The sequence below is a fragment of the Cellulophaga sp. Hel_I_12 genome (assembly GCF_000799565.1).
Lineage (GTDB): Bacteria > Bacteroidota > Bacteroidia > Flavobacteriales > Flavobacteriaceae > Cellulophaga.
The window spans coordinates 2,695,720-2,711,233 of the sequence record NZ_JUHB01000001.1 but is presented as its reverse complement, the minus strand read 5'-3'; the positions used below and the strand labels follow the sequence as shown (position 1 = coordinate 2,711,233).

The window sequence follows — 15,514 nt, the reverse complement described above, 5'->3', positions numbered from 1 at the left end:
AAACTAATTTTTTCTTAAAAGATGGATAATATTTACCTATTGATGATAATAGCCTTAGCCGTTTTAGCAGTCGCTGATTTGGTTGTAGGTGTTAGTAATGACGCAGTAAACTTTTTAAATTCGGCTATTGGCTCAAAAGCCATATCGTTCAAGACCATAATGATAGTGGCTAGTGTTGGAATAGGTTTAGGGGCTATCTTTTCTAGCGGGATGATGGAAGTAGCCCGGAAAGGAATTTTCAACCCTAACGAATTCTATTTTAATGAAATCATGTTCATTTTTATGGCGGTCATGATTACTGATATTCTTTTATTAGACTTTTTTAATACGATTGGGATGCCTACCTCAACTACGGTTTCGATCGTTTTTGAGCTTTTAGGTGCATCGGTAGCTATGGCGCTTATAAAAATTGCAAATGATAATGGCAGTTTTACAGACGTTGTTAATTATATAAATACCGAAAAAGCAACAGAAATTGTCCTGGGAATTTTACTATCTGTGGTCATTGCTTTTTCTATAGGGGCCCTTGTACAATGGATTTCCAGATCCTTATTGTCTTTTAATTTTGAAAGACAGCCCAAATGGGTTAGTGCCGTATTTGGTGGATTTGCATTATCTGCCATGACCTATTTTATTTTAATGAAAGGTATTGGTGGAACCGCATACGCAAGTCAACAATTTGAGTTTTTGGAGGGAATGACTATTAAAAATTATCTTGAGGCAAAGGCAATTACACTCGTTCTTGGAAACTTTTTATTATGGTCTGTACTTTCTTACCTATTAATACATGTCGCTAAATTTAACATCTATAAAATTATTATTGGTGTGGGTACCTTTGCCTTGGCTTTGGCTTTTGCAGGTAACGATTTGGTAAATTTTATTGGGGTACCTATAGCCGCATGGCAATCGTATGAAGCTTGGGCAGCCTCAGGTATACCTGCAACAGAATTTGGCATGAGTATTTTGTCTGACAAAGTAGAAACTCCCACGCTCTTATTATTTATTTCAGGGATTGTTATGGTCACTACCCTGTGGCTTTCTAAGAAAGCCAGATATGTTGCTGAAACAGAAATTAATTTAGCCAGAGAAGGTGACGGTAAAGAGCGTTTTCAGCCTAATTATTTATCGAGAACTATTGTTCGGTTTGCTGTGGGAATTTCAACGATAACATCGTCATTTATTCCAAAAGTTGCACAAAACAAACTAGACAAACGCTTTAGTAAGCCTGTTATTGAAATGGCAAAAGATAAAACTTACGAAATGCCTGCTTTTGATATGGTTAGAGCTGCCGTAAATCTAATGGTCGCCGGTATTCTTATTTCTATTGCAACCTCTTACAAACTACCTTTATCTACCACCTATGTAACCTTTATGGTAGCGATGGGTAGTTCCTTAGCCGATAGAGCTTGGGGCGCTGAAAGCGCTGTTTATAGAGTTGCTGGTGTTTTAAATGTCATTGGCGGTTGGTTTGGAACAGCCATCATCGCTTTTGTGACTGCTGGTATTATTTTAGCGATTATCAGCTTTGGAAAAGGTGCCGCTATCGCAGTATTGCTTTTTGCGGCTTTTTTATTATTAGCCCGAAATTACATTTCCTACAATAAAAAAACGAAGGAAATCAAAGCCGAAGACAGTCTTAAGAGAGCGGAAAGCAGTTCTATTCAAGGTGTCATCTCAGAAAGTACGGACAATATTTCTAGCGTTGTAAAACGAAGTAATAAAATTTATACGAATGCTATTGATGGTTTAGCCAGACAAGATTTAGATGCCCTTAAAAAGAACAAAAAACAGGTAACTAAATTGTCTAACGAGATTGATGAACTCCGAGATAACATCTTTTATTTTATAAAAAATTTAGATGAATCTAGTTTAGGTGCTAGTAATTTTTACATCAGTATTTTAGGGTACTTGCAAGACATGGCGCAATCCTTAGAATATATTACCAAAGTAAGTCACAAACACATTCACAACAATCATAAAAAATTAAAATATAACCAAATAAAAGAGCTCAAGGAAATTGATGCGAAACTCGATCATGTTTTTTCAGCAACCAAAGCCGCTTTTGATTCTAATTCTTTTGAGCAGATAGGTCTTATTTTAAAGCATAAACAAGAAGCTTATGACCTTGTGTCGCAAAAAATTGAAAAACAAGTAGCCAGAACAAGAACTGAAGAATCCAGTCCAAAAAATACTACGCTATATTTTTCATTGCTACAGGAGACAAAAGACCTTCTAGTCGCTACTATGAATCTATTAGAACTTTATTATAATGAGCATGACAGCTCTGTAAAACCAGCAAAAGTAGATCCTACTCAGAAGTAATGTAGGCTGTAGGCTGTAGGATGTAGGCTGTAGGCTGTAGGCTGTAGGCTGTAGGCTGTAGGATGTAGGCTGTAGGCTGTAGGCTGTAGGCTGTAGGCTGTAGGCTGTAGGCTGTAGGCTGTAGGCTAAAAGTGAAACATTCTTGCAGCATAAAGCTAATTTTAAGATGATTTTTTCCTGAAATATATTTAAAATAAGCCTTAAAAAGTAATCAGCAGCAGTGAGCAGTTCATTGTTATTTAACCTGCCTACTGCTGCTGAACACTGATTACTTTATGAGAATACTGCTAAAGAGCTACATATTACTTAGCGGAACTACCTTCAAGCAATTCATCTATTCTTGCTATAGCATCTTCATAATGGTACCTTGTAATGGTGTTTACTCCTGTATTTTTCGCTCTATTAAGTTGAGAACGTAAGGTATTTAACTCTCCACGAGCTAAGGAACGCACATCAGAAACATTAACGTCATAACTAATGGCTCCTTCAACACCTGATCTACTTGACCGCCTTGAGCTGCCCTCATTCGTTAATAAGTAACCCATTCTATCCACATAAGAGCGTTGTAAATTTCTCCTGTAAATACTTGCGCTTTTGCCACTGTAAGCTTCACTCCAAATACCTGAGCGTAGATCTTTCATCATTTCTAAAGCACTATAATAATTCTCATTAGTGGTTTCGGCATCAATTAATCTTCCTAAACGATCAAAACTCAATATTGCATTAAGATGACGCTCTTGTAAGCCTCTTACATTTTCAAAATAACCCGCGTGATCTATATTTTGTAGTATTTTTTTATCAATCAACCAATCAGGTGTTTCAAATATATTTTTTTGCAACCATTGCATTGATTCTTGCTGCGACTTTTTATCTAAGTGTGTATATACAAATCCGTCTTGTTCTGGAGTTTTTAAATTTTCGATAACGCCCCCAATATTTGTTACCACATGACCCACAAAACGAGAATATACTCCTAAAAGCTCGCCATATAACTCTTCTAAATCATCGTAATTATTAGTTTTATCCGATGTCCATGCAGGTAAATTTGCTGCGACATATTTTAAGTTTTTTAATCCATAAGTACTTGCCAAGACAGGATCATCGCCTACTCCCTCAGTTTGTGATTCTGGATCGAAAGAACTCGATTGTCGCCCATATTTATATTTAGGGTCATCGGCTTTTTCCAAAATCCATTTATTTAAGGTTGGTTTTTCATCTTCTGGTGATTTAGCTTCGGGAAGAAAACGATAGCCCCAATTGATGGCATAGTGATCATAAGGTCCCATTTGACGCACAAAACGGATGTTTTTATCACCTGGTTGTGCTACATAGTTATACCTGGTATAATCCATTAAACTAGCTGCCAAACCAAATTCTTGAGTAAAGGCACCATCTCTTAAAGATTCTACAGGATAGGCATAACTTGCACCCATATTATGCGGAAAACCTAGTGCATGGCCTACTTCGTGTGCAATAACCATTCGCATCATTTCTCCTATTTCTTCTTCTGATGTACTTAGGGTTCTAGCCGATGGGTTTGCTGCTCCTGTTTCTAGCAAATAACGGTTTCTATAGCTTCTTAAATGATTGTGATACCAGATAATATCACTTTCGATAATTTCTCCACTTCTAGGGTCAGAAACACTAGGTCCTACTGCATTTCTGGTGGTACTTGCCACATAACGCACTACTGAATACCGAATATCTTCAGGACTAAATTCAGGATCTTCTTCAGGTGTTGGAGCATCTTTTGCGATAATGGCGTTTTTAAAACCTGCTGTTTCAAAAGGTTTTTGCCAGTCTTCGATACCTTGGCGAATGTATGCTTTTAGGTTTTCAGGAGTTCCAGGATCTAAATAATAAACAATTGGTTTCACCGGCTCTACCAATTCTCCGCGTGCATAAGCCTCTGGGTCTTTTGGTTCTAATCGCCAGCGTCTAATGTATGTTTTTTCATCTGCCTTTAATTCATCACTACCGTAATCATATTGGCTTACTGTAAAAAACCCAACTCTAGGATCGTTTAATCTTGGTTGCATTGGTTTTTCTGGTAAAAGTATCATAGACTGATTCATTTGAAGACTTATAGATTCTGAATCAGCATTTGACGGCGGTTGAGAGGCTTCATACGTGAAATCTTGCTTAACTTCAATATTCTTTGGAAAGCTTTTAACACTGTTAATAAAACTCCTAGAAGCGTCTAATCTTTTAACTTTGTACTCCGTGCGTAATCGGCCAGAAAGGCCGCTAATGGCTGGAACGTCTTGAGAGAAAAACTTGGTAACATCAATAACTACAGCAGTAGAATCTGAATTAAAAGCTTCTATATCAAAAGCAAATAAAGTAGGTTCATAATTGTTGACTTGAACTGACTTTGAGATGGCTTTTGTACTGTCTGCTATATTGGCATATGACTTTATTTTCAATAAAATTTTATTTTGATACCGCTGCCAATGTACTACTTGCTCGTTGGTTTTTGAACCTGCATTTACAAAACCACCTCCTAAACCGGTAGGTATTTGAGCAATTCTACTCACCCAAAGCATATCTTTCTCTAATAGGCTCATCGGAATTTCATAGAAATACGCCTTTTTTACTTGATGTGTTTTAAATAAGCCTTCATCAGTTATGGCTTCTTTGGTAATGACCTCAGCATAGCTTTTTATCGCATCCTTGTCTTTGGGCTTTGGCGCCGGTTGAACAACTTCTTTTGATTTTTTTTTCTTTTTTTGAGCTTGTACGTTTGGTAGCGAAAATAAGGACATGCAAACGCAAAATAGTAGTAGTTTTTTCATTTTTAAGTATTTATTTTTTAAACTAATTCTTCGGCTCTTTCTCAAAATTAAAACCATTCAAAAAAAGCCTGTTTGATTAGCGGTTTCTAAATTAGAAAAACAAGACTTGTTCCTAGTGAATTTAGAATAATATTAACATAAAAATGAGGAGTGCCCTTTTTTTAGTGCTGAAATGAAGATTCATCTAAAAAATTTAGCAACAGTAATTTTTTCGTTGGTAAATAGCGATGATAAGGAAGAGGTATGATTTTTAAAAAAATATCTGGGGCATAAAAAATCAAGAAAATCACAGTAGCCGTTTGAGCGTATTAAAAAAAGCTATTCATGGGGTGAAAAACCTGAAAAATAGGGTCTACTTCCTATAAAAGTTCATGTCATCTAGATACTTAAAAACAGCTTCAGGAAGTAAGGGTTTGATGTTTTTACCTGCTTTATGATTTTTTCTAATAAACGTAGAGGAAATTTCCATAATAGGGGCATCAACCCTTTGAATTTTTGGATGATTTATAAATTGATGCTCCATAGCACCTTCAGAAATTCGAGGATATACGCAAAGGTTATAATTTTCAAGGATTACCTCATAATTTTTCCATTTGTGAAAGCTCTTTAAATTGTCTTCTCCCATGATTAAAGAAAAAGCATATTTGCTTTTATACTTTTCTTCGAGATGCACTAAGGTATTTATGGTGTAATTGGGTTGTGGTAGCTTAAACTCTATGTTGCTAGGCTTTAATTTATCATACCCTACTGTAGCCTCGTACACCATTTGGTAACGGTGATGATTGTCTAATAAAGATTTTTTAGTTTTAAACGGACTTTGAGGTGTGACCACGAACCACACTTCGTCTAAATCTGAAAATTCGACCATATGATTGGCAATCACTAAGTGGCCAATATGAATAGGATTGAAGGTTCCAAAATAGAGTCCTACTTTTTTCACTTTTTAATGCTCTTGTAAAAATTCAGCAACTAGATCGTGAGCCTCCTGTAAGGCTACATCTAAGTCGTAATTTTTAATGATTTTATCGAACTGAGGTGCTGTTGCTAATTCTACCGATGCCTTTGCAATACGCATATTTATTTTTTCATCGCTCTCTGTACTTCTTTTCTTTAAGCGTATTTTAAGCTCATCAACACTAGGTGGTTTTACAAAAACTGCTAAGGTTTGATCCGGAAATTTCTTTTTTATTCTAAGCCCGCCAACAACATCTATATCAAAAATTACATGTTTACCTTCTGCCCAAAGACGTTCTACCTCCTTTTTTAAGGTACCATAAAAATTATCGCGATATACTTCTTCCCACTCTAAAAAGTCTTCATTTTTTATGTGCTTTTTAAATTCTGAGAGCGTCATAAAATAATAGTGTTCTCCGTGTTTTTCTTTCCCCCTTCTTGGACGAGACGTTGCAGAAATAGAGAAGGCCAAATTTAAGTCTTCCTGTGCTAATAAATGTCTAACAATGGTAGTTTTACCGCTCCCTGAAGGGGCTGAAAAAATAATAAGTTTACCGCCTTTCATATGCTGGTATTATGTTATTTTAAAAATGTAATACCTCTATTTTCTTGAATAGAAGTTTGTAATTTACGCATCAGCATGGGGTTTAAAAGTACCTTTTTGCCCCGGCTGGTTTCATTACAGTACGTTTAACATTTGTTCTTTAATTTTCTCTAACTCATCTTTCATTTGTACCACTACCTGCTGTAGTGGTGCAAAATTGGCTTTTGAACCAATGGTATTTATTTCACGGCCTATTTCTTGACAAATAAAGCCTAACTTTCTTCCGTTTGAGTCGGTTGATTTAAGGGTCGTCATAAAATAATCAAGATGGTTTTTTAGACGCACTTTTTCTTCCGTGATATCATATTTTTCTAAATAGTAAATAAGTTCTTGCTCAAAACGATTTTCATCAAGGCTTACTTTTAAATCGGATACTGCCTTTTCTAAGCGCTCTCGGATGGTATCCAAGCGTGCTTTATCCAATTCAGCGACCTCCAGTAATAATGAAGTAATTGTCCCTATTCGTGCCACAAAATCATCGTCTAAAACTTGACCTTCTTCAGACCTAAACAAATTGATTTCCTGCAAGGCTATTTCAAGTGCCTCTTCTATAGCTTTATACTCCTGTTCATCAATATCTTCGCGTTCAGTTTTTAATGCATCAGGCATTCGCATAGCAATTTCTAATGATTTCTCCGTGTTGACGCTGGCAATAGCATTTAATTGTTGCATATACTGCCGCACAACTTCTTCATTAATGACAGAAGAGGTTTCGCTGCCCGTACTTTCAAGATATAAACTAAAATCTATTTTACCACGTACCAAAGCAGTAGCAATAGTTTTACGAAGCTCTAGTTCCTTTTCTTTATACACCGATGGCATCCGTGCATTCAAATCTAAACTTTTGCTGTTTAAAGATTTTATTTCGATGGTTATTTTTTTACTTGGGAGTTGAATCACATGTTTACCAAACCCCGTCATAGATTGAATCATAAAATGCAGTAATTTTTGGCAAAGATACTTAAAATTCGGTTTAGGGTTTTAAGGTTTTCTAGGCTTCACTATTTAAGTTCACGTACCCAAATATTTCTAAAACTAACCCTACTGTTATCGCCATGATCTTGCAAAATAATAGGTGCCTTACCATGTGCCTCATTTTTTGGCCAGCCTATATAAGGCGTTGTTCCTTTAATTTCTACGTGATCTTGAACTAGAACACCATTATGAAGTACTGTAATAGTCGCTGATTTAATTTTACCGCCTCTTTTATTGAATTCGGGAGCGTGGTATATGATGTCATAGGTATTCCACTTACCACTGGGCACTGACGCCTTTGCTAGTGGAATATGCTGTTTGTAAATAGAGGCTACCTGCCCATTGACGTAGGTGTCATTATTATTGTTATCTAAAATTTGTACTTCATATCTCCCTTGAAGAAATACGCCGCTGTTCGCCCTACTTTGATTTTCTCCCTGTATCTCCGCAGGAGATCTCCATTCTAAATGTAATTGAATGTTGCCAAACTCTTTTTTAGTTCTAATATCTCCTGATTTGTTTTTAACTGTAAAACTACTATCCGGATTAATAATCCATTCTGCAGGTACTTCAGGATTTTCAACACTCACCCATTCATTTAAACTATTATTATTAAAAAGCACAATGGCATCACTGGGCGCACTGCTTTTTGGGTATGTTTGAACTTCTGGCGGCACAGGCTTATATAGTTCTGTTTCTTCTGGTGTAGTGGGTTCTTCACCTGAATATTCTTCATAAACAATTATTTCACTATCCTGTTCTTCTTCAACGCTTTGCTTTCCTGCATCTTTACAAGAAAAAAAAACAAATAATACGAGTATATAAAAATATTTCATTAGTGGTTTATTTGAGTGGGCATTTATTTTTTATAATTCTTTGATTTTAATATTTCGAAAAGCAACAGCATCGCCATGGTCTTGCAAACCAATTTTCCCTGTTGGATATTTACCAAAATCGGTCCAAGTGGCGAATTTAGAATTGGCGACCATGGCTCCCCATTCAGGGTCGTTTACAGCAAACGTGACAATTTCTTCTCCATTCAAAACAACGATACCTTGATTGGTTTTATGATTGATCGTAATGAGACACGTATTCCATTGGCCTGCCGGTTTTGTCGCATCTTTTAAAGGTGCCACCATATCGTACAAAGCCCCAGCCTGATGCGTTTTTCCTGCTTTGGCATCGGGATGTTTTTCATTGTCCAAAACCTGAATTTCAGGACCTGTTTCGTAGGCTTCAGACAGTTGTTCATCTTCTTTAACTCCCCAAAAAATACCACTATTACCGCCTTCTGAAATTTTCCACTCTAATGAAAGTACAAAATCGGTATAGCTATCTTTAGTTATTAAATTAAATGCTTCTTTAGGTTTTCTTTCTTTTGGAGGATAAAAAACCATTGCCCTATCTTCGATTTTCCAATGCTCTGACACTCCTTCTTTTAGGTATTCTTTAAAACTATCAAATGAAGTACCATCAAATAGTACGATCCATTCTTCGTTATTAGATGCTTCAGTCATGCTTAGATCCATTTCTGTTTGTTCCTCTAGTACGGCATTTTTAGTTGGCTTATTTTTACAACTTATAAAAAGTAGAACAGCCATTGAGATCATCATTATTTTTTTCATACAAGTGACTTTTAAATTCCTAATATCTTTCTCAATACCTTTTCGTCTATGGCTCCACCCGCAAAATCATCAAATGTTTTTTCAGTAGCTTCAATAATATGGTCTTGAATAAATTTAGCACCTTCTTTTGCTCCTTGTTCCGGACTTTTTATACAGCACTCCCATTCCATCACTGCCCACACATCGCAGCCATACTGCGTTAATTTCGAGAAAATGGTTTTAAAATCTATTTGACCATCTCCCAAAGAGCGATACCTACCTGCCCTATTTCCCCAATCGTTATAGCCCCCAAAAGCTCCTTTTTTACCCGTTGGGTTGAACTCTGAGTCCTTTACGTGAAAAGATTTTATAAACTCATGATAATGATCAATGTACGCTATATAATCTAGTTGCTGCAGTACAAAGTGACTAGGGTCATATAAAATATTAACGCGTTTATGATTGTTGGTGGCGGCCAAAAAGCGTTCAAAAGTATCGCCATCGTGTAAATCTTCTCCTGGGTGAATTTCATAACACACATCAACCCCTTGTTCATCAAAATGATTTAAAATAGGTAACCAACGTTTTGCTAATTCTTCAAAACCCATTTCTACTAATCCTTCTGGTCTTTGAGGCCAAGGATGCATCGTGTGCCATAATAAAGCACCAGAGAAAGTAGCATGTACGTTTAAGCCTAATTTTCTACTAGCCGTAGCGGCTTTTTTTACGGTTTCAACGGCCCATTCTGTACGAGCTTTCGGATTGTTTTTCACCTTTTCAGGGGCAAAATTATCGAACATTAAGTCATATGCTGGGTTAACCGCGACCAATTGCCCTTGTAAATGAGTAGAAAGCTCCGTAATTTCTAAACCATAAGAATTAACCTTTCCTTTTAGTTCATCGCAGTAGGTTTGACTTTCGGCTGCTTTGTCTAAATCAATTAAAAAATGTTCCCAAGTCGGTATTTGAATGCCTTTGTATCCCAAATCAGCGGCCCACTTGCACATGCCATCTAAAGTGTTAAATGGCGCTTTTTTATCTACAAATTGAGCTAGAAAAACTGCTGGTCCTTTAATCGTTTTCATCTTAAACTACTATTTATTTAAAGTGTTATAGGTTTGAATAGGCTGAGTACTAAAATTTTAAATATTTTACTTTTAATTTTAGTCTTTGTTTTTGAATTTCCTTTTACTATTCACAATCCTAAATATAAGCATAAGAATACAATAATTATAAAAATATAACAATGAATCAAAAACAAGAATAAGGCGCAATCGTTGTAGAAACTGATCGAATCAAAGGTAGCGAAGCTAAAAAAACGCATGTAAACCTATTCCTTAAGGTCATATTTTAATAAGATTCTATGCATCTCTTCGTAAAAATTATAACAATTAGATTTAGGCTTAGCTTTACAAGAAAAACAGGATGTATAGCGCTTAAAGAGTAGAACAGCTTGTACCCATGATAATAGCCACTTTATGCAAAAACTTAAGCCCTTGTTAAAGAAATAAGAGTAGTCGTTACCATGCCTAAAATAGTTAAGAACCAAAAGCGTGATGATCAAAAATAATTTTAACCAAACATTATTAAAGACATAAAAACCTCCTATACCTACTTCCTTTAAGCCGTTGATGACGTCTTTAATACTTACAAAACCCTAATTCAAGGTATAAGCAAATTACTTTAAGGACAGCATTAGATGCGGTAGAATAATTAAAATTAGGTACATTAGCCTTATAGAATATAATTATGGACAATGCTTCTGCCCGTAACATGTGGGGCGATTATTTAGATCAACATTTAGAAGATGCTTTTGTTGATGCACCTAAGACCATTCATTTTTGTGATAACAAAAAAGATGCTAATGAATGTGTAGATTTAGTACTTAAAAATATAAAAAAAGCCACTTCACCCTCCCTGTTAGGTTTGCAATTACGAAATGAACCGCTTCCTAAAATTGGCGATTTTCTGGTCATCACTGATTGGGATGGGAAGGCAAAATGCATCGTAAAAACTACTGCGGTAAAATTAAAACCAATGTTTAGTATTGATGAAACCTATGCTCGCAAAGAAGGTGAAGGTGATAAAAGTTTAGCCTATTGGAAAAAAACACACTGGGAGTATTACACTCGGGAACTTTCTGAATTCAACAGAGAGCCCAGAGAAAGTATGATTGTGGTGTGCCAAGAATTTGAAAAAGTTTTTGACTAGAGAAAATTAAAAAATGTTTCTTCTAACAGACAGTCTTTTTTTGAAAATTGCTACTGTTGATACAAAAAAAAGCCGCATTTTATTTAGCGGCTTTTTTCGTTTATTATTTTAAGTATTATTCTAGTTCAATCCAGGTATTTCCATTTTTATGAGATGCAACTGTACTTTCTATAAAATTCATACCCCTCACCCCGTCTAGCATCGTTGGAAATTCTCCGTCATTATAGGCTTCTCCCCGAATAGCTCTAGCGGCTCCTTTGTAAATATTCGCCATAGAATCAAAAATTCCTTCAGGGTGTCCTGGTGGAAGTTTTGTGCCGTCTAATGATAATTTAGAATTGTAGGCATGACCCGGCTTTAAAACTTGCAGGGGCTCGGTATCACTTAATTTATATAAGTAATTCGGATTTTCCTGTGCCCATTTAAAGGCTGCCTTTTCACCATAAATAACAATGGCCAGTCCGTTCTCTTCGCCTGTAGCTACTTGACTGCTTCGGATAAGCCCCTTGACATGGTCTTCCATGCGAATAAGCACCGTGCCGTCCACATCCATTTTATTATCCTCATACAAATAATTAAAATCACATAATAAAGACTTTACTCGTAAGCCTGTAGTATATTCAAGCATATTAAAGGCATGTACTCCAATATCACCCATGCAAGAGCTTATTCCAGCTTTTTCAGGATCTAAACGCCAAACGGTAGAGCGCTTCGCTTTATCATGGATAATGGTATTTATCCAACCTTGATAATATTGTGCATCTACCTTATGAATCTTCCCTAATTCACCTGCTTTGATACGTTCTCGCATTTCACGAACCATGGGGTATCCGGTATAGGTATGGGTTAAAACAAAAACAGTTCCTGCTTTTTTATGCGCTGCTTGTAATATTTTTGCTTCTTCTAAAGAGGTGGTCATCGGCTTCTCGCAAATAACATGAAAGCCATTTTCTAACAATTTTTTTGCCATGGGAAAATGCAAAAAGTTAGGGGTTAAAATAGAGCAAACCTGAATGCGTTCAGTTTCTGGAAGTTTCATTTCTTCCTGAATGAAGGTGTCAAAATCTGGATAAATACGATTGGTGGGAACATCAATCTTTTTTGCAAAGGCTATACTTTCCTCAAAATCTGCATTAAATACTGCTCCTACAATTTCATAATTATCATTAATTTGAGAGGCTACTCTGTGTAAAATCCCTATTAATGAATCACCTCCACCACCTAAAATTCCTAATCTAATTTTTTTTGCCATTTTGTTTGTTTATTCTTTGTATTCTATAGTTTCATTTTTAAAAAGTAGAACAAATAGGACTGATACTCCTAAGGCAAATATAGCTGGATACGTCCAAATAGTTTTCCAATCGTGCAGATTATCTGCCAATAAATACGTGTCTGTAATTTTTCCTGCAATCCAGAAACCAATTAGCATTCCAATTCCGTAGGTTGCTAAAGTTATTAAACCTTGTGCGGCACTCTTGTATTTTTTTCCTGCTTTTGAATCCGTGTATATTTGACCTGAAACAAAGAAGAAATCATAACAAATACCATGAAGGCCAATTCCAATAATAAGCATAAACGCTAATTCTCCTGCATTTCCATAAGCGAAGAGAAGGTATCGCACTGTCCAAGCCAACATACCCACCAAAATTGTTTTCTTAAAACCAAACTTTTTGAAAAAATAGGGAAGTAACAACATAAAAAATACTTCTGAGACTTGCCCAATGGTCATTTTACCCGTAGGGTTGTCCATCCCAATTTCTGAAAGAAATGGATTTGCGTTTTGATAGTAAAAGGCAAGAGGAATACAAATAAATATAGACGACACAAAAAAGATAAGAAAGTTTTTGTCTTTCAAAAGTTTTAAAGCATCGAGGCCTAAGATATCAGAAATACTAACTTTTTCGCCCTTAGTTATTCCTGGAGGGGTTTTAGGCAAGGTAAAACTAAATAAACCCAATACAGTAGAAGCGATGGCGACCATCAAAAAAGTGTTTTTAAGCATCCCTTCAGCTCTTGCATCTGCTGAATCCCATAAAAATACGTAACTAATCAATAAACCCGCGGCGATCCATCCAATAGTACCAAATACGCGTACTAAAGAAAATTCTTTAGCCGGATCTTTCATTTGTTTAAATGCAATAGCATTTACCAAGGCGAGGGTTGGCATGTAAAGAATCATATAGCCTAATACATAAGGATAAAACGTAGAAAACTCCGTTGCTCCATACATCTGATACATTAAGAAAGCCCCTGCTAGATGTAACACCCCTAAAATACGCTCTGCATTAAAATATCGATCTGCAATTAACCCTATAATAAAAGGGGCTATAATTGCACCCCAAGATTGGGTTGAAAAGGCCATTCCCATTTCGGCCCCAGTAGCCTTTAAATTATTTCCTAAAAATGTGCCTAATGTTACAAACCATCCGCCCCAAATGAAAAACTCCAAAAACATCATTGTGGACAGTTGAAACTTTATTTTTAAATTCATGGTATTATTTTATTGATTAGTTAATTTAACGTTTGTAAAGAATATAATCTGAAATTAAAGGTTCAATGGTATTCGTTCTAAATTCTAAAGCAATTTGCCCTCTATGATAGGTAGAGTGATTGATGATATGGAATAAAATATCTTTGGTTGTATTTATAAATTGTTTGCCTTCCGAATTTTCATAAGCTATACGTTTATCAAAATCTTCGAGATTGCTTATAATTTCAAAAGATGTTCTTTGGTTTTCGTAATGTATCTCAGAAAAATCAGTGCCACTGTGCTTGTCAAAGGCTTTATATTTTACATCCGTTTTTAATAATCTTGCGTTCCAAATATGATGCGCGTTTAGAATATGACTAAATAATGAACTACTTTTATCTGTGGCCTGACTTTCTATAGTTTGAAATTTGTCTATCAGATTTTTGTTACAATAAAAGTTGTAATCAAATAATTCATAAAATAGGTCTTTCATAAAATTATCTTAGTGTTTCTGATGCCTGTATCAAAAGTTGTTTTGTGGCAAGAATCCCCTCGGTCTCGCTTAAAACACTACCTTCATACTCGACGCCAATATACCCATTATAGTCCGCATCTTTTACAATTTGAAGCATTTTTGCATAATCAATTTTTGTTTCATTGCCTTGCGCATCAAAATCGTATGATTTGGCACTTACGCCTTTAGCAAATGGCATCAATTCTTTTACACCTTTATACATATCGTAAGTTTCAGCACAATCGCCATTGTAATCAGAACCATCGACTCTTCGAACACAAAAATTACCAAAATCTGGTAAGGTGCCACAATTATCCATATTTACCTTTTTCATGACGCCAGCCAGTAAGGCCGCATTTGACGACAACCCACCATGGTTTTCAACAATAATATTTATGTTTTTGTCTTTTGCGTAGCTTGCCAATTGCGTGAGTCCGTCTACGGCATTTGCTGTCCATTCTTCTGGAACCTTACTTCCCGCTAAATTAACACGTATAGAATGGCAACCCATAGCTGCAGCGGCATCGACCCATTTGTAATGATTTTCAACTGCCTTTTTTCTGGCAATTGCATTGGTTGTTGCTAAATCTCCTTGGCCGTCAATCATGATCAAAAGATTTTGCATCCCATGTTTTTTGCTCTCTAAATTGTTTTTGGCAATAAATTGATCCATAGCTTCTTTTGAAAAATTAGCTTCTTCCAATTCCTCGTTGTACAAGTAACTTACATATTCAAGACCAGAAAATCCCCAAGATTTAGCTTTTTCAGCAAAAGTATATGGATCTACACCCTCCTCAAGAATCATTTTATGCATAGACCATTGTGCTAAGGATAATTTAAAAAAAGGGTCTTGGGCCACTGAAGCTATTTCTTCCATAGGCTCAGGATCTTTTTTAGGTTCTTTTTCTTTACACGATAAAACTCCGAAAATTAAAAGCCCAACTATCAAAAGTAAACTTTTTTTCATAATATTACGATTTGTCATAAACTTGGTACATTATTTTAATAATTTAGCATTTTACTACAACGTTATAGTAGAATATCGTTGTAATTATAGCGTTTAAA

14 protein-coding genes are annotated in these 15,514 nt (G+C 35.8%); 2 read left to right on the top strand and 12 right to left on the bottom strand.

Annotated elements, in window-relative coordinates:
- The first annotated feature begins 21 nt into the window (after positions 1–21).
- Positions 22–2,322 (top strand): inorganic phosphate transporter, encoded by a 2,301-nt coding sequence (locus GQ45_RS11725; RefSeq protein WP_047418169.1) that lies wholly within the window; start codon positions 22–24, stop codon positions 2,320–2,322.
- Here the strand turns inward: GQ45_RS11725 and GQ45_RS18020 are convergent.
- From GQ45_RS18020 to GQ45_RS11690, 8 genes are all read right to left on the bottom strand, one after another.
- The gene (locus tag GQ45_RS18020; RefSeq protein WP_156125421.1) at positions 2,309–2,473 is read right to left on the bottom strand and encodes a hypothetical protein; all 165 of its coding nucleotides are present in this window, start codon (positions 2,471–2,473) and stop codon (positions 2,309–2,311) included. The two genes, GQ45_RS11725 and GQ45_RS18020, sit on opposite strands and share 14 nt — an antisense overlap.
- A gap of 151 nt (positions 2,474–2,624) precedes the next feature.
- Positions 2,625–5,117 (bottom strand): zinc-dependent metalloprotease, encoded by a 2,493-nt coding sequence (locus GQ45_RS11720; protein ID WP_047420342.1) that lies wholly within the window; start codon positions 5,115–5,117, stop codon positions 2,625–2,627.
- Positions 5,118–5,469: 352 nt separating this feature from the next.
- On the bottom strand, positions 5,470–6,057 hold the full coding sequence (nadD, locus tag GQ45_RS11715; protein WP_047418165.1) for a nicotinate (nicotinamide) nucleotide adenylyltransferase: 588 nt from the start codon (positions 6,055–6,057) through the stop codon (positions 5,470–5,472).
- A 3-nt stretch (positions 6,058–6,060) separates the two neighbouring features.
- Positions 6,061–6,636, bottom strand: a complete 576-nt coding sequence (gene gmk, locus GQ45_RS11710) for a guanylate kinase (protein ID WP_047418163.1) — start codon at positions 6,634–6,636, stop codon at positions 6,061–6,063.
- 114 nt (positions 6,637–6,750) lie between these two features.
- Complete coding sequence (locus tag GQ45_RS11705) at positions 6,751–7,608, bottom strand: YicC/YloC family endoribonuclease (protein ID WP_047418160.1); 858 nt, start codon at positions 7,606–7,608, stop codon at positions 6,751–6,753.
- A 68-nt stretch (positions 7,609–7,676) separates the two neighbouring features.
- A complete protein-coding gene (locus GQ45_RS11700; RefSeq protein WP_047418157.1) occupies positions 7,677–8,486 on the bottom strand; it encodes a DUF1080 domain-containing protein in 810 nt (269 codons plus the stop codon).
- A gap of 30 nt (positions 8,487–8,516) precedes the next feature.
- Positions 8,517–9,275: a DUF1080 domain-containing protein gene (locus tag GQ45_RS11695; protein WP_047418155.1), complete on the bottom strand. Its 759-nt coding sequence runs from the start codon at positions 9,273–9,275 to the stop codon at positions 8,517–8,519.
- An 11-nt stretch (positions 9,276–9,286) separates the two neighbouring features.
- Positions 9,287–10,339 carry a sugar phosphate isomerase/epimerase gene (locus GQ45_RS11690; RefSeq protein WP_047418153.1) on the bottom strand — a complete coding sequence of 351 codons (1,053 nt, stop codon included), beginning with the start codon at positions 10,337–10,339 and terminating at the stop codon, positions 9,287–9,289.
- 664 nt (positions 10,340–11,003) lie between these two features.
- On the opposite strand from GQ45_RS11690, the gene GQ45_RS11685 reads away from it, so the two are divergent.
- Positions 11,004–11,465 (top strand): ASCH domain-containing protein, encoded by a 462-nt coding sequence (locus tag GQ45_RS11685; RefSeq protein WP_047418151.1) that lies wholly within the window; start codon positions 11,004–11,006, stop codon positions 11,463–11,465.
- Positions 11,466–11,580: 115 nt separating this feature from the next.
- Here the strand turns inward: GQ45_RS11685 and GQ45_RS11680 are convergent, their stop codons facing one another.
- The 4 genes from GQ45_RS11680 to GQ45_RS11665 are packed head-to-tail and all read right to left on the bottom strand — an operon-like array spanning position 11,581 to position 15,434.
- Positions 11,581–12,717 carry a Gfo/Idh/MocA family protein gene (locus GQ45_RS11680; protein ID WP_047418147.1) on the bottom strand — a complete coding sequence of 379 codons (1,137 nt, stop codon included), beginning with the start codon at positions 12,715–12,717 and terminating at the stop codon, positions 11,581–11,583.
- Positions 12,718–12,726: 9 nt separating this feature from the next.
- Positions 12,727–13,956 (bottom strand): nucleoside permease, encoded by a 1,230-nt coding sequence (locus GQ45_RS11675; RefSeq protein WP_047418145.1) that lies wholly within the window; start codon positions 13,954–13,956, stop codon positions 12,727–12,729.
- A 25-nt stretch (positions 13,957–13,981) separates the two neighbouring features.
- Positions 13,982–14,428, bottom strand: a complete 447-nt coding sequence (locus GQ45_RS11670) for a DinB family protein (RefSeq protein WP_047418143.1) — start codon at positions 14,426–14,428, stop codon at positions 13,982–13,984.
- A gap of 4 nt (positions 14,429–14,432) precedes the next feature.
- The gene (locus GQ45_RS11665) at positions 14,433–15,434 is read right to left on the bottom strand and encodes a sugar phosphate isomerase/epimerase family protein (RefSeq protein WP_047418142.1); all 1,002 of its coding nucleotides are present in this window, start codon (positions 15,432–15,434) and stop codon (positions 14,433–14,435) included.
- Positions 15,435–15,514: the final 80 nt, after the last annotated feature.